At 47.4% G+C, this 20158-nt stretch carries 12 protein-coding genes; 5 read left to right on the top strand and 7 right to left on the bottom strand.

From position 1 onward, the window contains the following. The first annotated feature begins 59 nt into the window (after nucleotides 1-59). The 3 genes from Q5076_RS05440 (at nucleotide 60) to Q5076_RS05430 (ending at nucleotide 5237) form a co-directional block, all read left to right on the top strand. Nucleotides 60-4070 (top strand): hybrid sensor histidine kinase/response regulator transcription factor, encoded by a 4011-nt coding sequence (locus Q5076_RS05440; RefSeq protein ID WP_303011446.1) that lies wholly within the window; start codon nucleotides 60-62, stop codon nucleotides 4068-4070. Continuing rightward, nucleotides 4067-4624 (top strand): chromate transporter, encoded by a 558-nt coding sequence (locus Q5076_RS05435; RefSeq protein WP_303011445.1) that lies wholly within the window; start codon nucleotides 4067-4069, stop codon nucleotides 4622-4624. Before Q5076_RS05440 ends, Q5076_RS05435 begins: the two co-directional genes overlap by 4 nt. A gap of 64 nt (nucleotides 4625-4688) precedes the next feature. Then, the gene (locus tag Q5076_RS05430) at nucleotides 4689-5237 is read left to right on the top strand and encodes a chromate transporter (protein ID WP_303011444.1); all 549 of its coding nucleotides are present in this window, start codon (nucleotides 4689-4691) and stop codon (nucleotides 5235-5237) included. 94 nt (nucleotides 5238-5331) lie between these two features. On the opposite strand, the gene Q5076_RS05425 is transcribed toward Q5076_RS05430, so the two are convergent. Beyond that, nucleotides 5332-6918 carry a glycoside hydrolase family 10 protein gene (locus Q5076_RS05425; protein ID WP_303011442.1) on the bottom strand — a complete coding sequence of 529 codons (1587 nt, stop codon included), beginning with the start codon at nucleotides 6916-6918 and terminating at the stop codon, nucleotides 5332-5334. Nucleotides 6919-6935: 17 nt separating this feature from the next. Here Q5076_RS05425 and uvrA point away from each other — a divergent pair, with 17 nt between their 5' ends. Further along, nucleotides 6936-9710: an excinuclease ABC subunit UvrA gene (uvrA, locus tag Q5076_RS05420; protein ID WP_303011440.1), complete on the top strand. Its 2775-nt coding sequence runs from the start codon at nucleotides 6936-6938 to the stop codon at nucleotides 9708-9710. A 324-nt stretch (nucleotides 9711-10034) separates the two neighbouring features. On the opposite strand, the gene Q5076_RS05415 is transcribed toward uvrA, so the two are convergent. The 5 genes from Q5076_RS05415 to Q5076_RS05395 form a co-directional block, all read right to left on the bottom strand. Continuing rightward, entirely contained in the window at nucleotides 10035-12686 is a 2652-nt protein-coding gene (locus Q5076_RS05415; protein WP_303011526.1) for a glycoside hydrolase family 2 TIM barrel-domain containing protein, read from the bottom strand. A 60-nt stretch (nucleotides 12687-12746) separates the two neighbouring features. Continuing rightward, nucleotides 12747-14318 (bottom strand): arylsulfatase, encoded by a 1572-nt coding sequence (locus Q5076_RS05410; RefSeq protein ID WP_303011439.1) that lies wholly within the window; start codon nucleotides 14316-14318, stop codon nucleotides 12747-12749. A gap of 545 nt (nucleotides 14319-14863) precedes the next feature. Next, the gene (locus Q5076_RS05405; protein WP_303011438.1) at nucleotides 14864-15349 is read right to left on the bottom strand and encodes an outer membrane beta-barrel protein; all 486 of its coding nucleotides are present in this window, start codon (nucleotides 15347-15349) and stop codon (nucleotides 14864-14866) included. A 26-nt stretch (nucleotides 15350-15375) separates the two neighbouring features. Continuing rightward, the gene (locus tag Q5076_RS05400; protein WP_303011437.1) at nucleotides 15376-15585 is read right to left on the bottom strand and encodes a hypothetical protein; all 210 of its coding nucleotides are present in this window, start codon (nucleotides 15583-15585) and stop codon (nucleotides 15376-15378) included. After that, nucleotides 15582-17015: a carbon starvation protein A gene (locus Q5076_RS05395; RefSeq protein WP_303011435.1), complete on the bottom strand. Its 1434-nt coding sequence runs from the start codon at nucleotides 17013-17015 to the stop codon at nucleotides 15582-15584. Before Q5076_RS05395 ends, Q5076_RS05400 begins: the two co-directional genes overlap by 4 nt. A 108-nt stretch (nucleotides 17016-17123) precedes the next feature. On the opposite strand from Q5076_RS05395, the gene Q5076_RS05390 reads away from it, so the two are divergent. After that, nucleotides 17124-18575, top strand: coding sequence for a glycoside hydrolase family 10 protein (locus Q5076_RS05390; protein WP_303011433.1), 1452 nt, complete (start codon nucleotides 17124-17126; stop codon nucleotides 18573-18575). Nucleotides 18576-18857: 282 nt separating this feature from the next. On the opposite strand, the gene Q5076_RS05385 is transcribed toward Q5076_RS05390, so the two are convergent. Further along, nucleotides 18858-20081: a hypothetical protein gene (locus Q5076_RS05385; protein ID WP_303011432.1), complete on the bottom strand. Its 1224-nt coding sequence runs from the start codon at nucleotides 20079-20081 to the stop codon at nucleotides 18858-18860. Nucleotides 20082-20158 lie beyond the last annotated feature (77 nt).

Below are 20158 nucleotides of genomic sequence, written 5' to 3'. Positions count from 1 at the left end.
TTTTTGTCAAAACTTCCCCCTCAATACAAGAATCAATAACCCATAAAAGTCCCATTTATATGAAAAAATGGATTTTGCTAATCGTATTGTTTCCTTTAACCTGTATTGCCCAGACATATAAATACCTGGGAGTGGAAGACGGCCTGAGCAACCGGCGAGTCTACCGCATTCAAAAAGACAGGACCGGGTTTATGTGGTTCCTCACCCATGAAGGGATTGACCGATATAACGGAAAAGACTTCAAGAACTATAAACTAATGGACGACGGGACAGAAGTAAACTCCCTGTTAAACCTGAACTGGCTGTATATCGACCAAGACGGGGTATTATGGGAAATCGGGAAAAAAGGAAAAATATTCCAGTATGACCGGATTCATGACTGCTTTACCCTCGTGTACAGACTGCCCATAAAGAATTTCCATGAACAGCCTACTCCGATTAGTTTTGCATGGCTCGACCCCAACAGGCGCATCTGGTTATGTAACGAGTCAACCATATACATTTACAATACGGAAACCGGAAAAGCCACTCATATAAAAAACAAAATCAATGAAGAAATCAGCGATATCGAACAGATTGACGGCACACATTACTTCATCGGCACGGATACGGGAATACATTATGCCAGCCTGAACCGTGACACACTGGAACTAATCCATTGCGACAAGCTGGAAAATGTCAAAGGGCAAATACAGGACCTGCACTTTGACACCAGGCTCCGCAAACTGTTCATCGGCACTTTCCAGCGGGGAATTATCATCTACGATATGGCAACCAAATCCATTATCCAGCCTAAATACAATCTGAAAGACATCGGTATCACACGTATCAAGCCTTTGAATGACCAAGAACTGCTGGTGGCATCGGACGGAGGAGGCATCCACAAAATGAATATCGAGAACTACCGGATAGAGCCCTATATCATTGCCGATTACAACAGCAACAACGGCATGAACGGCAACAGTATCAATGATTTCTACATAGATGACGAAGAACGAATCTGGATAGCGAACTACCCTATCGGAATCACGGTACAGAACAACCGTTACCCCAGTTACAAATGGTTCAAACATTCCATAGGCAACAGGCAGTCTTTAATCAACGACCAAGTCAACTCCGTCATTGAAGACAGTGACGGCGACCTGTGGTTCGGTACAAACAACGGCATCAGCCTGTTGAACTCCCGGACCGGCCAATGGCGTTCCTATCTCAGCTCCTTCGAAGAAAACCAAGAAAGCCAAAGCCATATCTTCATTACACTATGCGAAGTGTCCCCAGGTGTAATCTGGGCAGGAGGATATTTTTCAGGTATCTACCAGATAGAAAAGAAATCTTCCCGCATCAGTTATTTTACACCGGCTTTGTACGCACATGAAAACATACGGGCAGACAAGTACATACGCGATATCCGGAAAGATTCCCAGGGAAACGTATGGAGCGGAGGGTTCTACAACCTGAAACGTTTCAACATACAAACCAGGGAAATACGGCTTTATCCCGGACTGAACTCCATCACCGCCATCACCGAAAAAGACAGTGCACACGTATGGATAGGCAGCGCTACAGGATTATACTTGCTGGACAAGGAATCCGGAAAATACGAACATATACGGCTTCCGGTAGAGTCCACTTATATCTACTCCCTGTATCAGGCGGAAAACGGTTCGTTATATATAGGGACCAGCGGTTCCGGACTGTTGATTTACGCTCCGGACAGCAAACAGTTTACCCATTATCATACGGAAAACAGCTCACTGATATCCAACAACATATATACACTGCTGTCAGACGGGGACGAAGATATCCTGTTAAGTACGGAAAACGGGCTGACCAGCTTTTATCCCGAACAAAAAACATTCCATAACTGGACCAAAGAAATGGGATTGATGACTACGCACTTCAATGCGTTGTCCGGTATCTTGAGAAGCAACAACAATTTCGTCCTGGGAAGTTCAAACGGGGCTGTGGAATTCAATAAGGACATCAAACTGCCCCGGAGTTACTTTTCCAAGATGATTTTCAGCGATTTCAAGCTATTCTACCAGACAGTGTACCCAGGAGATAAAGATTCACCTTTGAAAACGGACATCAACGATACCAAAGAGCTGAATCTGGAATACGACCAGAACATATTCTCACTGCAAGTCTCCTCCATTAATTACGACTACCCTTCCAACATTATCTACTCCTGGAGGCTGGAAGGATTCTATGACGAATGGAGCAAACCCGGAACCGAGAACACCATCCGCTATACCAATATCGCTCCGGGTACATATACATTGCGGGTACGCGCCATTTCCAATGAAGACCAGCGCGTCATACTTGAAGAAAGAAGCATAGACATTATCATTGCCCGTCCTTTCTGGCTGACACCCTGGGCTATGTTGCTCTATGCCGTCTTCCTTTTCTTCATAGCCGCTATTTCATTGCGTATCCTGATTTTAAGAAAACAGCGTAAAGTATCCGATGAAAAAATACACTTTTTCATCAATACGGCACATGACATACGTACTCCGCTGACACTTATCAAAGCTCCCTTGGAAGACTTGCGTGAAAAAGAAAAACTGAGCAAAGAAGGAATCGCCAATATGAATACGGCGCTACGGAATGTAAATGCCCTGTTGCGCCTCACCACCAACCTGATTAATTTTGAAAGGGCGGACGTATATTCTTCCGAACTGTATATCTCGGAACACGAACTGAATACGTTTACCACCGAAATATACAACGCTTTCCAGCAATATGCCAATATCAAACACATCAATTTCACTTATGAAAGCAATTTCAAGTATATGAATGTTTGGTTTGACAAAGAGAAAATGGAATCAATCCTGAAAAACGTGATTTCGAACGCATTGAAATATACTCCGGAAAACGGGAACGTACAGATTTTCGTATTCGACAATACGGACACGTGGAGCGTTGAAGTCAGGGACACGGGAATCGGTATTCCCGCCAGTGAGCAAAAGAAACTATTCAGGTTGCATTTCCGTGGCAGCAACGCAATCAATTCCAAAATAACAGGTAGCGGTATCGGACTGATGCTCGTATGGAAACTGGTGCGGTTGCATAAAGGAAAGATTAACCTGTCGAGCACGGAGAACAAAGGTTCTATAATCAAGATTTCTTTCCCGAAAGACAGCAAACGTTTCCGCAAAGCACATCTGGCAGGTCCGGACAGACAACGCCAAGATATCAGGACTATAAGCAACGTTCCCGCTCCCTCATCCGAAATATACGAAAACATCCACAAAAAAGTAAATGCCGATCACCGGCGAATCCTGATTGCGGAAGACAATGACGAACTGCGGAGCTATCTGTTGCAAACATTATCGGACGATTATACAGTCCAAACCTGTTCCAACGGAAAAGAAGCGCTAACCATTATCCCCGAATACAGGCCGGAATTGGTGATTTCAGATATTATGATGCCCGAAATGCGGGGAGACGAACTATGCCAGGAAATCAAAAGCAATATCGAAACCTCGCATATCCCCGTCATATTGCTGACGGCGCTGAATAATGAAAAAGACATCTTGTCGGGACTCCAGACCGGTGCGGATGAATATGTCGTAAAACCATTCAATATCGGCATACTGAAAGCGACCGTCGCCAATCTGCTGGCTAACCGCGCCCTCTTGCGCAGCAAATACGCCAATCCGAATCTGGACGACGATGAGAAAGAAGAGAACGAATGCCTCAACTGCGCGCAAGATATCGACTGGACATTCATAGCCAATGTAAAAAGGCATATCAAGGAAAATATCGATAACCCGGCTCTCACGGTAGACGTGCTTTGTAATCTGGTAGGCATGAGCCGTACAAGTTTCTACAACAAGCTCCGGGCATTAACCGACCAGGCTCCGGGAGACTATATCCGGCTAATCCGTCTGAAATATGCCGTACGCCTGCTGAAAGAAGGCACGCACAGCATAACGGAAATTGCCGAAATGACGGGATTCAGCGACGCCAAATATTTCCGCGAAGTATTTAAGAAGCATTTTAACGTAAGCCCCAGCCAATACGTTAAAGAGAAAAAAGCGAACAAGGAAGGAGAAAAGAAAGAATGAACATTTACCTCGAATCATTTGGAATCTTTTTCAAGATAGGAGCTTTCACTATCGGAGGAGGATATGCGATGGTGCCGCTCATCGAAAACGAGATTGTCACTAAGCGGAAATGGATTGCCCAGGAAGATTTTATAGATTTGCTCGCCATCTCCCAATCTGCTCCGGGAATCCTGGCAGTCAACATCTCCATCTTCATAGGATACAAGCTGCGCGGCATCCGGGGAAGTATTATTACGGCCCTGGGCACTATCCTGCCGTCATTCATCATCATATTGGCTATTGCCCTGTTTTTCCACAGTTTCAAGGATAATCCGATAGTAGAACGTATCTTCAAAGGCATCCGCCCGGCAGTAGTCGCACTCATCGCCGCACCGACTTTCACGATGGGAAGGTCGGCAAAAATCAATCGCTACAACCTATGGATTCCGGTTGTTTCGGCCTTACTGATTTGGTTATTGGGATTCTCCCCTATCTGGATTATCATTGCCGCAGGCACAGGAGGCTTCCTCTGGGGAAAACTAAGGAAAAACAAAAGAATAGAAAGCGAACGGTGAAAAATCAAAAATCATTCCACACCGGTAAATCCGCTACCAGAACCGTTTATTTACTATCAGCATCATGATTTACTTACAACTATTTTATACATTTTTCAAAATCGGCCTCTTCGGTTTCGGCGGAGGTTATGCCATGCTTTCCATGATTCAAGGAGAAGTAGTGACCCGCCATGAATGGGTAAGCTCACAAGAATTTACGGACATTGTCGCAATCAGCCAGATGACGCCGGGTCCCATCGGCATCAATGCCGCCACTTATGTAGGGTTTACCTCTACCGGCAGCGTCTGGGGTTCCGTCGTCGCTACCTTTGCAGTAGTCCTTCCCTCTTTTATCTTAATGCTGACTATCAGCAAATTCTTTCTGAAATACCAGAAACACCCGGCGGTAGAATCCGTATTCAACGGATTACGTCCCGCTGTCGTCGGCTTGCTGGCCTCCGCCGCACTGGTACTAATGAATACGGAAAATTTCAGTTCGCCTGTCGAAGACACCTACTCGTTCATTATTAGCGTACTCATATTTCTGGTTGCCTTCATCGGGACAAGAAAATATAAAGCAAATCCGATTTTGATGATTATCGCCTGCGGTATTGCAGGACTGTTACTCTATTAAATGCGGAACAGACAAAAAAATGACAGATGACAACGGGTTACATCCTCATGCCGCATTCCCCCTTATCATCTGTCATGTTCCCAACTGCCGCTCATTACAGTTTCACTTTCTTGCTGACTGATTTCGATTCGTTATGAAGGCGGTCCAGAGCCGTTACCACATAACGGTATTTGGTTTTTCCCGTTTCATAAGGAAGTTTGTAGAACGGATTACGTGTGATAGCAACAATATGAGAAGGATCATCCAAATCCACCTTTTCCTTTCCGTTAAAGCGGTAAACGACATACCTCACCGCCTTATCCATTTCCGATTCAGCTTTCGGAGCAGTCCAAAAAAGCACATACCCGTCTTCCGTCCATATCTTTTTCATTTTACGGACTTTTCCAGGAGCCTTGTTATCCATAAAGTCAAAAACAGGAATCAAAGCCGGATATTTGTGATACTCCGAAACCAATGCATCCCGATATCTGCCCTGATTTTCAACAATGGCCGAAGCATACCACTGGCAACTGCCTCCGATGGTCTGATAAGCACGCTGTAAAGCCATTTTCCGGGGAAGCTGGTTGATAGACGGATTCTGCGGGTCGGCATGCTGGATTGTATTTATCACAGACTGTCCGATAAACAACGGACGATTTTCCGAATGAGTCGCCCACCAGTTTACCAATTTCTCATAGTCGGCCGCCTTATGACCGATTTCCCAATAAATCTGCGGAACATTGTAATCTATCCATCCTTCGCGTGCCCAAAGCAACACATCAGCATAAAGGTCGTCATAATTCTGCAAGCCGTTAGTGTCGCTTCCCAACGGGTCACTCGACTGGTTACGGTAAATCCCGAAAGGACTGATTCCGAACTTCACCCACGGTTTCAAACCGCGGATTGTTTCATGAAGCTTCTTAATCAACAGATTCACATTGTTGCGCCGCCAGTCCGCCTTGTTAGTGAAGCCGCCGCCATAACGGGCAAAACTCGCGTCATCGGGAAAATCAACGCCCTTAATCGGATAAGGATAGAAATAATCATCCATATGGATGGCATCCACATCATAGCGGGACACGATATCGGTCACTACCTTACAAATATACTCACGGCTTTCGGGAAGCGCCGGGTCAAAGTACAACTGGTCTCCATAAGTGACGAACCATTCCGGATGCTGGTGATATATATGTTCGGGCGCCAACTGGTTCTTCAACGAAGTCTTTACGCGGTAAGGATTAATCCATGCATGAAATTCCATATTCCGTTTCTGGCATTGTTCAATCATAAACTGCATCGGGTCCCATACGGGAACAGGTATCTGCCCCTGCGTCCCTGTCAGAAAACGGCTCCACGGCTCATGCAACGAAGCATACAAGGCATCCGCCTCAGGACGTACCTGAAAAATAATTGCATTAATACCCGCTTCCTGAAGCGAATTCAACTGGCTAACCAGCGTTTGCTTCAATCTCTCTGCAGGAACACCGCGAAACTGTCCGTTGACAGCCTGTATCCATGCCGCACGAAACTCGCGTTTGGGATATTTGTTGCCTGACGGCACCTGCGCCCTCACTCCTACAGCCAGAAGAAGAGCCAATAGTAAAAGATAGTTTTTCAGCTTCATAATATTCTTAAATCGTAATAATACCTCGCAAAGATAATACAAACTCCCGATAAATTCGCTAACTTTGCCGACTACCATAAAACAAGGAGCATTTTATGTCAGAAAATAACTATATTTCGATTAAAGGTGCACGAGTAAACAACCTGAAAAACATCGATGTAGATATTCCACGCAACAAGCTTGTTGTCATTACCGGATTGTCGGGTTCAGGGAAGTCGTCTCTCGCTTTCGATACTCTTTATGCAGAAGGGCAACGCCGCTACGTAGAAAGCCTGAGCAGTTATGCACGCCAGTTTCTGGGACGAATGAGCAAACCGGAATGCGATTTTATCAAAGGCATCCCGCCTGCAATCGCTATCGAACAGAAAGTCAACAGCCGCAACCCGCGTTCTACCGTAGGAACTTCGACTGAAATCTATGAATATCTCCGCCTGTTATATTCCCGCATAGGCAAAACATACAGCCCCGTCAGCGGACAGGAAGTAAAAAAACATTCCACCGAAGACATTGTCAACTGTATGCTCTCATATCCGGAAGGAACAAGATATACGGTACTGACACCTATCCGCCTCCGCGAAGGCCGCACCCTTCGGCAACAACTGGAAATAGACCGGAAACAGGGATTCAACCGCATTGAGGTAAACGGAGAAATGAAACGTATTGACGAATATACGCCTGCAGCAGACGACGAAGTGCACCTCTTGGTAGACCGCATGGCAGTAGCCAAAACCAAAGATGCTATCAGCAGGCTGACCGACTCTGCCGAAACAGCCATGTATGAAGGAGACGGCACTTGCATGCTGCGCTTCTACCTGCCGGACGGGACAACCAAGTTGTTTTCATTCAGCACCAAGTTTGAAGCGGACGGCCTCACCTTTGAAGAACCCAACGACCAGATGTTTTCGTTCAATTCCCCCATCGGAGCCTGCCCGGTATGCGAAGGATTCGGCAAAGTTATCGGTATCGACGAACATCTGGTAGTTCCCAACCGTTCGCTGTCGGTCTATGAAGGGGCAATCGTATGCTGGCGCGGCGAGAAAATGGGAGAATGGAAAGAAGAGCTTATCCACAACGCAGATAAATTCAACTTCCCGATTTTCACTCCCTATTACGAACTGACCGATGAACAGCGCCGGATACTCTGGGAAGGCAACAAATACTTTCACGGCATCAATGACTTCTTCAAAATGCTTGAAGAAAACCAATACAAAATACAATACCGTGTGATGCTTGCCCGTTACAGGGGAAAAACGCTTTGCCCGAAATGCCACGGCACACGCCTGAAACCGGAAGCCGGATACGTACGCATCAACGGGAAAAACATTTCCGAACTGGTAGACTTGCCCATCACGGAACTGCAACAGTTCTTCGACTGTCTGGCGCTGGATGAGCACGATACCAACATCGCCCGCCGGATTCTCATCGAAATCAACAGCCGCATCCGGTTCCTGATTGACGTAGGCCTGGGATACCTGACATTGAACCGGCTCAGCAATTCCCTGTCGGGCGGAGAAAGCCAACGTATCAACCTCGCCACCTCATTGGGCAGCAGCCTGGTAGGCAGCCTTTACATCCTTGACGAACCCAGCATCGGACTGCATAGCCGCGACACCGACCGGCTGATACACGTGCTGCGCCAACTCCAGCAACTGGGCAATACGGTAGTCGTTGTAGAGCATGATGAAGAAATCATCCGTGCCGCAGACTACATCATCGACATCGGTCCGAATGCCGGACGCCTGGGAGGAGAAGTCGTCTACCGGGGAGACATGAAAGACCTTAAAAAAGGCAGCAACAGCTATACGGTACGTTATCTTTTGGGAGAAGAAGAAATTCCCGTTCCCGAACACCGCCGTCCGTGGAACAACTATATCGAACTGAAAGGAGCGCGGGAGAATAACCTGAAAGGAATCGACGTCCGGTTCCCGCTCAATGTGATGACTGTAGTCACAGGCGTTTCCGGTTCCGGCAAAAGCACGCTGGTAAGGGATATCTTCTACCGGGCGCTGAAACGCGAACTGGATGAATGCAGCGACCGTCCGGGAGAGTTTTCTTCCATCAGCGGCAATATACGCGACTTGAGAAACGTAGAATTTGTAGACCAGAATCCAATCGGAAAGTCCTCCCGTTCCAATCCGGTGACATATATCAAAGCCTACGACGAGATACGCAAACTATGGTCTGAACAGCCCCTCGCCAAACAAATGGGATACACTGCAGGATTTTTCAGCTTCAACAGCGAAGGAGGCCGGTGCGAAGAATGCAAAGGCGAAGGAACCATCACTGTGGAAATGCAGTTCATGGCGGATTTGGTACTGGAATGCGAATCCTGCCACGGGAAACGCTTCAAGTCCGATACGCTGGAAGTCAAATTCCACGATAAGAACATTTATGATGTATTGGAAATGACCGTCAACCAGGCAATCGAGTTTTTTACGGAACACGGACAGAAAAAAATAGTGAAGAAATTACTCCCCCTGCAAGACGTAGGACTGGGATATATCAAACTGGGACAATCCTCCTCCACCCTTTCCGGAGGTGAGAACCAACGGGTAAAACTGGCTTTCTATCTGAGTCAGGAAAAAGCAGACCCCACCCTTTTCATCTTTGACGAACCGACAACGGGACTTCATTTCCATGACATCCGCAAACTTCTGGACGCCTTTGACGCTTTAATCCGCCGGGGACACAGCATCGTAATCATCGAACACAACCTGGATGTCATCAAATGCGCCGACTATGTCATTGACCTCGGACCGGAAGGCGGCGATAAAGGAGGAAACATCGTAGTGGCAGGCACGCCGGAAGAAGTAGCCGCCTGCGGAGCAAGCTACACGGGACAATTCCTGAAAGAAAAACTGTACAAATAACCCTTCCGGCTTTTCCGCACCGGAGAGCCGGAGCCTTCGCGGAAAACCGTTTCCAGGAAAGATGCTCCTCCAAAAATCATGGAAAGTCAAAACCAAACCGTACGCTCAGAAAAGTGACGGATTGCAACAGGTAAATATAAAAGAACCGTATCAGACCCCTGAAGTGCCCCCCAAAAGTTTTGTGTCTAACTTTTGGGGGGCACTTCATTCATTGTTGAGTAATGATACGGTTCTTTTTATGGCTAACGGAGATAGTCAGGTCTCAGATTAAAAGCTCACCTTCTCCAAAATCGAATTTTGACCGCCCTCTCCATATCCTGGCATTTACTCAAAATCACTCTGTTGCTTTTCCACCTCCTTCAACCGCAAGCGGTTCAGTTCTTGTTGCAACTCGCGGATTTGTTTCTCATAACCGAAAGAAGAAACTTGCGTCCCGGTTCCGGCACGTCCGCGTCCTTCTTCCATCCTTTTCAATTCCTCTTTATCGGCAACCAACGCATGGGCCGCCTTACGAGTAGGAATAACCAATTCCGCCGAAACAGGCGTATGTTTGCCTTGCCACACCACCGATGCGCGTATTCTTATCTCACCCGGTACGGTAGTGGCCCTGACAAGCACCGGAGCAGTTCCCCACAACACCGGACGAGGATTCGTGAAGGTCTGTTCGTCGGCAACCAATTGTCCCGGACCTTCTATTTCAAATCTCACCTCATAATTATTCAGACGTTTGATATTACCGTTATCATCAGCCACCGCAGCTATTACAGTCACCATATCGGAACCGTCGGCCGTCATTTCCACCTTTTCATCGTCCGCCCACAACAGCAATTTTGACGGACGGCGTGCCGGCATCACCTTATGAGTAGCCACCACTTTACCGTCCACCAGCCCTTCCGCCAACAAATACGAATCCATCTGTTTGTTGTCGCGTGAGAGCTGTTTGTCATACATCACATCAAATACCCCTTTAAACGTGATGACAGGAGACGGCATTCCTTCCCGCACCTCCGGCTTGTGATAAACAGATTGTTTGCCACCCTTGCAATAAGTCAGGCGGACTTCATCGCAATTACTGTACACCGTCACATCTTCCGGCGAAAACGGAGTCATGGCGTTAGCAATATAAACCATCGGCCCGTTGTCGGCTATCAGTTCCGGATTCGGACGGGACGGACGCTGTGAACAGAACATATAATACGATAACTTGGGCTGACGGAAAGCATCCATAATCCCTCCGTAGAAAGGATCGGGATGATAACCGCGCTGATGGTCGAACGAATGCCACAGGCATCCCCCCGCATGTTGCCTGGTATTGCGGTACAACACATCATAACACGTATATTGATAATCAGTCTTGGCATATCCCTGCGCCTGTTTCAACATAGGCATCTCCCCCCATGAACGGTTGACGCGGCTGGGAGAGTTATGAGAATTCCAGTCGTCTACGTTATCCCCCCATTCACGGGTAAAATAACAAATTTCCGGATCAAGCTTTTCGGTATTGAACGCTCCTCCCTGCCCGTTTACCGGATGAGTGAAATGAACGGGAAAATACTCATGTCCGCGTGCCGTAACGTCACAGCCGGCATAACAATAAGGATAAGGATATTCTTCATTCAGAATGTCCGTTACTTTTTTCGCAAAATCGGCCGGATACCATGTCTCATTCAAAATAGGTTCCCACAACCACACGGAAGGATGATTCCTGTCCCGGCGCACCATGTTGCGGATATCATCATATACACGTTCCGCAAACACAGGAGCGTCATTCCAGAACTGCCATCCCGGCGTATTGACAATCACGAAAAGCCCCAATTCGTCACAAGCATCCATAAAAGCCGGATCTTGAGGATAGTGCGCATTGCGAATCACCCTCAGGCCGGCATCCCGCAACTTTTTCGCGTCACGCCAATGCAAACTGTTAGAAAGAGCATTCCCGACTACTGCAAAATCCTGATGGCGATTAGCCCCTATCAAAGGCTCCGGATAAGGTTTTCCATTCAACCAGAATCCGTCTTTCCCCTTAAACTCGATGCTGCGGATTCCGATACGACGGCAATAACCGTCTACAATCTGTCCGCCTTTGTCTTTAACATACACATGCAACCGGTACAGATAAGGTGAATCCGGAGACCACAAATGAGGAGATTCCACCTCCATCTTACCGGACACCTGTCCGGCACTTCCATTCCTTACCGAGATATTTTTCTCCGTACAAACCACTTGTTTGCCATTGCGGTCATATAACTCATACACAACCTTCCCCTTAAACGCCTTTCCCGAAGCGTTACGGATATGCGCATCCATATTGACCTGCGCCGACTGTTCGGAAACCTTATCGTAGGAAACAAACAAACCGCCTCCCGCCGTTTCGTTTTCGTAATTGGAATCAGTAATAAACACATTGTTATGCACAATCATCCAACAATCCCGGTAGATACCGCCGAAATACGCAAAGTCCAGCATATCCTGCGTCTTTCCGGGAGGATAGGAAGCATCGTCGCTATTGTCCGCCCACACGGCAATCACATTATCCTGCCCGTATTTCAAATATGAAGTGACATTGACAATGACCGGTAAGAAACCGCCATAATGCTCTTTCAGGAGCGTTCCGTTCACCCATACTTTGGATTTGCCCATAATGGCCTCAAAATGAAGGAACAACTGCTTTCCTTTCCATGCTTCTTCGGGAACGAAATGTTTGCGATACCACACCTCTCCCTGATAATTGATACATCCGCTGGCCTCAGTGGGAAGATATTCTATCCCGTCGGGAAGCGATACGATATCCCAATCCTTGTCGTTAAACTCCATCCGTTCCGCCCCTTCCGCATCTCCTTTATGAAAACGCCATGCCGGATTCATGCTATAAGCATCCCGTCCCGTTCCGGACAGAGCATAAAAGCCGGCTGTCGAATAAGAAGGCTGGTGGTTTCCCCACATTGTCAACGGGAGAAACATCAGCAGGAAAGCCATAAGTTTCCAGTTTTTCAGTTTTTGTTTCATACGCATTTAAATGACAGTTAAAATATTAAGTTATTCCTTTCCGCTCTGGTCCGGATTAAGTTTCAGGTAATAATCGATACGCTGTGTCCACGGCTTGTCCTCCAAAGGAAAAACCTTATACGCCTTTGCCCACTCATCCCATTTCTTTTCCAGCTCACTCCTTTTCTGCGGATACCGGCTTGACAAGTCTTCCGTCTCAAAAGGGTCGTTGTCCAAGTCAATCAATTCCCATGCCTCGTTCCGGTTGGCACGGACAAGCTTCCAGTTGCCGGAAATGATTGCACATGAGCTCTGATGTTCAAAATACAACGTGCGTTCCCGTAGCTTCTTTCCCTGAACGGCAGGAAGCAGGCTTATGCCGGGAAAATCGGAATGGTTGTACTCTGCCGGATACCGTGCGGAAGCCAGATCCATGCACGTAGGCAAAATATCTATGATATGGGAAGGCTGGCTGCATAATTTCCCTTTCATTTTATTCCGTGCCGCATCACCGTAAGTAAGAATGAAAGGCGTACTGGTTCCTCCCTGAAAACACCATTGTTTATAGCTCCTGTACGGAGTATTGCTGAGGTCCGCCATCAGTTGCCCCAGAAATCCCCCTTCATTTGTCGCTCCGTTATCGCTCAGAAACAAGAATACCGTATTGTCCAGGATACCTTTCTGCCGTACGGCTTCCACCAATTCACCGATACCGTCATCCATAATCTCAATCATAGCCGCATACGTAGCCATATCCTCGGTCCATTTCTGGCGTTGCTCTTCGGTCAGGTCTGTCCAAGCCGGACGCTTGCCCCCGAATTCCCTATCGAAAACAGGAAGCTGCATCTCTTCGGGAACAAGCCCCAGTTCTTTCTGCTTCTCAAACCTTTTCTTCCGAAGCACATCATAACCCGCTTTATAACGGTTTATGCATTTTTCAATCCTTTCGGCAGGAGCATGCAAAGGCAAATGGGGAGCATAATGCGCCACATACAAAAACATAGGCTCACCGGCCGGATGCTGCCGGACGAAACTGACTGCCGAATCGGTAATGGCTGTAGTATAATAATAATCGTCCGGCAATTCGGTGATTCTGGTCAAGTCATTGTACAACGGAGAAGGTTTATAATAACTCCCCCCGCCATGCAGACACCCGTAATAACGGTCGAATCCGCGCTGTACGGGATAACTCCCGTTAGGCTTGTCAAATGCCCCGTCTACCGTGACATGCCATTTCCCGCTCATATAGGTACGGTAACCGTTGGATTTCATTACTTCGGCAATCGTGGGGAACTCCCCGCTTATTTGCCCCCTGTATCCGGGACGATGCTCGTCCACAGCCGTCATCCATCCCATACCGGCTTCATGCTGGTAACGTCCCGTCAGCAAGGCGGCACGGCTGGGACAACTTCTTCCCGTATTCTTGAACTGGCTGAAACGCACTCCGTTCATAGCCAAGCTATCTATGTGAGGAGTCTGGATTTCACTGCCGTAACAACCCAAATCGGAGAACCCCATATCGTCACATAAAATCAAAACGATATTGGGCGTAACGGCTTGCCGGACTTGTGCTTGCAAACAAAGCGGAGTAATAAGTACTGAAGTGAATAATGTCTTTTTCATAATATCATATTTTATACCACAAATATAATAAGAACCCATATAAAAACGACAAAATCCAGACAAATAAAACAAGTGTCCGGATTCCAAACGGGATGAAACGGCATTACTTTTACCGATACCTTGCAGGATTTTAACACCCTGTGACATATAAAGCGGCAATTCACATTCTCAAGGAGAAAAGGAACCGGGAATACGGGTTTCATCTTTCGGAACTTACGAAGGGGCTCTGCATCATATCCGCAACATTGGAAAACAAAAAATACCTTTTCCGGGAAGAACCGCCGAACAGCGTGCCGGCTACACATATCACCGGCCTTTATGCCCCCATATAACACACTGCAGGGAAGCCATATTCCCTATCGGAACATACAGCTTCCCTGCCGCGGCAATTCATCGGACGGTAAACCGGTAGATACCGGACAAGCCGTTTCATTATTCAGGCTTTGAACGGCCGGCATTTACCTTTATTCATATTCCAGCCACCCTGCACCACAGTCCTCCGTAAAGAAAAGGACAACACGGCAGCGTTTCTTTTTTATTCTCTTTTAAAAGTAGAATCCAAATCCTATCTTTATCCCGAAACGTGAATTGTCAGAATCATCAAAACGCCATTTATAATAGATGGCCGGTTCTATAGTCACGGTACGCGAGAGGAAATAAGCATATCCGGCTTCAATTCCCAATCCCCAGTCGTTGTTGTGGTCTCCTCCTTTGTAACGTCTGCGTTCCCAGTCGAGACCGCCGCCAATATAAATCCCCGTAGTATTGAAATAACACCGTGCTCCCGTACCCAGCGTATATATATCTATCGGCTGCGACCAGTCTGCGCTTGCATTTACCATCAAGGCAAAACCGTCCGCCAAGAACGAACCGGCCTGCGCCCCGATACCGAACTTGGCATCATCGTTTTTACTATAAGAAAAATCCAGTCCCGTAAGAGAAGGGTTAAGGATTACAGTTCCTTTCTCAAATTGCGCCTGTGCAGCTATTGAGACTACCAACAGACAAATAGCTAAAGCTAATTTCTTCATGAATCTACTTTTTTTAAGTGAATAAATTACTCATCTTTTTTACGGCGTTCACGCATCTGCTCTTTTTTACGGAGAACCAGCCAAAGAAGGAAAACAATGAGATAAGACACCGCCACCGTCACATATTTTTCCGTCTGGCTGACTTCCGTATTACGAGGCAGCAGATAAGCCGCCGTAACGGACACGTAAATAAGGAATGCCAATGCAACTCCTGTCGATTTTTTTATTTTCTTCATTCTGATAATTTCCTGTTTTTTTTCTGTTTACCCATCCAGGCAAAGAACCATACCGCCGCAATCACCACACATCCGATACCGATGCTGTAAGAAACCACATGCGAAAATCCCAGGCCTTCAGGGGCGATACATATATAAGTGGAGCACACACACGTCATAAACAAAGCAGGAACCAAGGTAATTATATAAGGTTTCCCGGATACCGTCAGAAAGACGGTCACAGCCCATAAGGTAAACACGGCCAATGTCTGGTTAGCCCAGGCAAAATAACGCCATACCATATTGAAACCGTCGGCATCGCGCAAACTGTACAAAAGCAAGCCGATAGCCGCAACAAACATCGGAATACAGATGTAAAGACGGCGGCGCATGCTTTTTTGTTCCATTCCCAAAAAGTCGGCCACAATTAAACGGGCGGAACGGAAAGCCGTGTCACCGGAAGTAATCGGAGCGGCAATCACTCCCAGAACGGCAAGTATCCCTCCTACCGTCCCCAACCACTCTTTAGTGATGGAATCCACAATCACCGCCGCATTGCTTTCACCCATCCCGTTCTCATGGAAAAAATAAGTAGCGGCGGCAGCCCAAATCAGGGCAACGATACCTTCGGTAATCATCGCACCGTAGAACACCGGCCGGCCGTGGCGTTCCGAGGTCATGCAACGCGCCATCAAAGGGCTCTGCGTAGCATGGAAACCGGAAATGGCACCACATGCGATACTCACAAACATAATCGGGAAAACAGGCAGCTTGTCCGCTTCCGGGTTCGTATTCTGCAAACCGTCCCACAATTCCGGTAAAGCCGGATGGTTGACATAGAGCATCACCAAGATTCCCACCGCCATGAACAACAAGGCAATCGCGAATAAAGGATATATCTTACCGATAATTTTGTCTACAGGAAGCAAAGTCGCCAAAATATAATACACAAACACGACAACAATCCAAAAAACCGTATCCAGGCTTTCCGGCGTCAGCTTTGCCAATAATCCCGCCGGGCCGGCTACAAAAACCGAACCTACCAGAATCATCAGAATGACGGTGAAGCCTCTCATCACTTGCTTCGCAGTGACACCCAGATAACGTCCGATAATCTCCGGCAAACTCTCACCTCCATTACGCAAAGAAAGCATCCCGGCAAAATAGTCGTGCACCGCTCCCGCAAAAATACTGCCGAGCACAATCCATAGATAAGAAGAACTTCCGAATTTCGCTCCCATTATCGCACCGAAGATAGGTCCCAGTCCGGCAATATTAAGAAATTGAATCATAAAAATCTTCCAGGTAGGCAAAGGGATGTAGTCCACTCCGTCAGCCATGGTAAGAGCCGGCGTTTTACGGTCGTCAGGACCAAAGACACGTTCCATCAAGCGTCCATACGTAAAATAGCCTACTATCAACACAAGCAGGCATAGAGTAAATGTAATCATAATGTGTTGTATTTAAGCTTGGCAAATGTAACATAATCTCATGAAACAGCCCAACAATACAGACACTTTTACTAACTTTGCAGGGATTTAAAACAAAAAACAAAGGATATGCGTCAATATATTTTCATTCTTTCACTTTTGTTTCCTTTCCTCTTTACGACAGCGCAACCCAAATATGAAGTCCGTGCCGCATGGGTGACGACCGTGTACGGGCTGGACTGGCCGAAAACACGCGCCACAAGCCCGTCTGCAATCCGGAAACAGAAAGATGAACTAGTGGATATCCTTGACAAACTGAAAGCCGCCAACTTCAATACCGTCCTGTTCCAGGCGCGTACGCGCGGAGATGTCCTGTATCCTTCGGACATAGAACCGTTCAATGCCATATTGACCGGCAAGCCGGGCGGCAATCCCGGTTATGACCCCTTGGCATTCGCCATAGAAGAATGTCACAAACGGGGAATGGAATGCCACGCATGGATGGTTACCATACCTCTGGGAAGTAAAAAACACGTCGCCTCACTCGGCAACCGGTCCGTTACCAAACGAATGAAAGAGATTTGCGTACCTTACAAAAACGAATATTTTCTCAATCCGGGACATCCCGGAACCAAAGAATACCTGATGAGACTCGTGCGCGAAGTGGTAAGCCGCTATGACGTGGACGGAGTTCATTTCGACTACCTGCGTTATCCGGAGAATGCGCCTTTTTTCCCCGACAGACACGATTTCCGGCGCTACAATAAAGGACGTACGACGGAACAGTGGCGACGGGACAATATTTCCGAAATCGTACGCTATATATATAAAGGTGTAAAATCCATGAAACCCTGGGTAAAGGTCAGTACTTGCCCGGTCGGCAAATACCGGGACACTTCCCGTTACCCTTCCCGCGGCTGGAACGCATTCTTCACCGTCTGCCAAGACCCGCAAGGATGGCTCGGAGAAGGAATCATGGACCAGATATACCCGATGATGTATTTCCAAGGAAATAATTTCTATCCTTTTGCACTCGACTGGCAGGAACAGAGCAACGGACGGCAAGTGATTCCGGGACTCGGCATTTATTTCCTCCATCCCGACGAAGGGAAATGGACACGCGACGAAATAGACCGGCAGATGAATTTCATCCGTAGCCGGAAGATGGCGGGTGAAGGGCATTACCGGGTGAAATATCTCATGGAAAACATACAAGGCGTCTACAACGAATTAGCTGAAAACTTCTATGCATATCCGGCTTTGCAGCCCCCCATGCCCTGGTTGGACAGCATTCCGCCTACGGCTCCGTCCAATCTGGAAATAACGAATGCGGGCAACGGATATACGGAATTAAAATGGCAGGCTGCCGCCGACAATGATTCGCGTAACAATCCGATGTACGTCATTTACGCATCAAACGACTATCCGGTAGATATCAATCGCCCGGAAAATATCGTGGCACAGAACATTCGGCAGACAAGTTATACCTACGCACCCGTTTTCCCCTGGAAGGCCAAGAAACATTTTGCAGTTACAGCCATCGACCGTTACGGAAACGAGAGCACAGCGGCCCAGAAGTAAACCAGCCCGCCAACGGCGTCAGCCCCCTGCAACGGCATCATCACCCCTTATCTTATTCCGTCAACCGGTTTCTTATACAGGAGCCTGTCGGTTCATACGTAGCAATCTCCGGTTTCTCGTAGAGGAAACTATAGTTTCATACCGATGAATATATCGTTCCTCGTAGAGGAAACTGTAGTTTCATGCAGACGAAACTACAGTTTCTATCCTATGAAAAACGATTCATCCATGCCCGGTCTTTTTAGAAAAGCAGATATACAATCATGGAAGCCCGAATAATTTTCAGCCCAAGAAACCGGAATATAGAGAAACGGCTGGCGGAAGGGAAGAAATAAGAATCCATGCCCGGTAATTGCTTTTCTTATGGACAGGCACCAATGGCAAATAGCCCGAACAGATTCGTCCTCTCTCTATTCTTAAAGGATAAGCCTCCTCCATTTCTTTATGCGCACTCCAAGCCGCTCCTGCCGTAGGATGATAGCTTATCTGAAAAATTCCTGCCGAGGCAGGGGATATATAACGGTCGTACAGATGACGCGCTACCACTCCCATATTCATCCGCAAATTGATTTCCACACATGGATGAATGCGGTAAACAGGGGATTCAGGGAAGCGGCAGACCATCATATCCACTCCCAGATAGCCGTCATAGACAGCGCCGAAGCGGAGAGACAATTCCCGTTCAAGACAGTCGCGCAGTTTATGCACCTCTTCGACAGGAATATAGTCCGAAAGATTCCGTTCGATAACAGCATCGGAAATCAGCAGATTACCTTCATACGCCCCGCTCCCGCCCGTACGAAACCGGGAATATCCGGCAAAACGAAACCTGCCGCCTGAAGAACGGAATTCCATCGCGAAATCTTCCACCTTATTATATATAGGCTCACCGATTACACCTCCCTGTTGATTTCCGATGCGTGAACACCAACCGGAAATTGAAGGAGTATATATGCCTTTACACCAGTTCAATCCTTTTCCGCTACCGGACAGAGGAGCTTTCAACAGACAAGTATCATGCGACTCTACGAACGACTTCCATTCTTCGGGAAACCTCAGATAAAAAGACTCTCCGCAAAAGCTGTCTCCCAACCGCAGGCGGGGTAACAGTTCCACCGCACAGGAACGGTGGGAACAGGAACGCAGTTTGTCCAACTGTCCGGCAGAAGGAAGCTTGCCCTCTCCGACTCCCAGGTCCGACAACCGTTTCCTCACGGCAAGGTCCCATCCCCACGGACGGATATCCAAATCCGTCCCGGAAGCAAGTTCCGGTTCTGTCATCAGATGTACGGAAAGGCCCAGCAATTCCCTCATCTTTTTTATATGGTCGAGATTATAGGCGGAAGGAGCCAGTACCATTTCCTCTTCTCCAGCATACCACATCGGCAGCAAAGCCAATTCTAAAGCCATCTGGCGGGCAGAAGCGGGAGCCATATAATTCGTCTCACCGCTAGCCAACGCCAAATCATGTTCCGGATTAAATATGTAAAGAGCCTTTTTTGCCATTTCAAACGGATTCAATTCTTTATTCTGCAAATATATACAGGAAATAGCCATTCCCGGCTATTGTAAACAGAAAGTTC

Source organism: uncultured Bacteroides sp., from assembly GCF_958445495.1.
GTDB lineage: Bacteria > Bacteroidota > Bacteroidia > Bacteroidales > Bacteroidaceae > Bacteroides.
The sequence above is the reverse complement of the archived record's forward strand: the minus strand, read 5'-3'. Positions and strand labels throughout refer to the sequence as shown.

Excerpts from the sequence above, each read along its gene's own strand:
- Q5076_RS05440 (WP_303011446.1), top strand. The coding sequence starts at position 60 with ATGAAAAAATGGATTTTGCTAATCGTATTGTTTCCTTTAACCTGTATT.
- Q5076_RS05435 (WP_303011445.1), top strand. The coding sequence starts at position 4,067 with ATGAACATTTACCTCGAATCATTTGGAATCTTTTTCAAGATAGGAGCT.
- Q5076_RS05430 (WP_303011444.1), top strand. The coding sequence starts at position 4,689 with ATGATTTACTTACAACTATTTTATACATTTTTCAAAATCGGCCTCTTC.
- Q5076_RS05425 (WP_303011442.1), bottom strand. The coding sequence starts at position 6,918 with ATGGTAGTCGGCAAAGTTAGCGAATTTATCGGGAGTTTGTATTATCTT.
- uvrA (WP_303011440.1), top strand. The coding sequence starts at position 6,936 with ATGTCAGAAAATAACTATATTTCGATTAAAGGTGCACGAGTAAACAAC.
- Q5076_RS05415 (WP_303011526.1), bottom strand. The coding sequence starts at position 12,686 with ATGGCTTTCCTGCTGATGTTTCTCCCGTTGACAATGTGGGGAAACCAC.
- Q5076_RS05410 (WP_303011439.1), bottom strand. The coding sequence starts at position 14,318 with ATGAAAAAGACATTATTCACTTCAGTACTTATTACTCCGCTTTGTTTG.
- Q5076_RS05405 (WP_303011438.1), bottom strand. The coding sequence starts at position 15,349 with ATGAAGAAATTAGCTTTAGCTATTTGTCTGTTGGTAGTCTCAATAGCT.
- Q5076_RS05400 (WP_303011437.1), bottom strand. The coding sequence starts at position 15,585 with ATGAAGAAAATAAAAAAATCGACAGGAGTTGCATTGGCATTCCTTATT.
- Q5076_RS05395 (WP_303011435.1), bottom strand. The coding sequence starts at position 17,015 with ATGATTACATTTACTCTATGCCTGCTTGTGTTGATAGTAGGCTATTTT.
- Q5076_RS05390 (WP_303011433.1), top strand. The coding sequence starts at position 17,124 with ATGCGTCAATATATTTTCATTCTTTCACTTTTGTTTCCTTTCCTCTTT.
- Q5076_RS05385 (WP_303011432.1), bottom strand. The coding sequence starts at position 20,081 with ATGGCAAAAAAGGCTCTTTACATATTTAATCCGGAACATGATTTGGCG.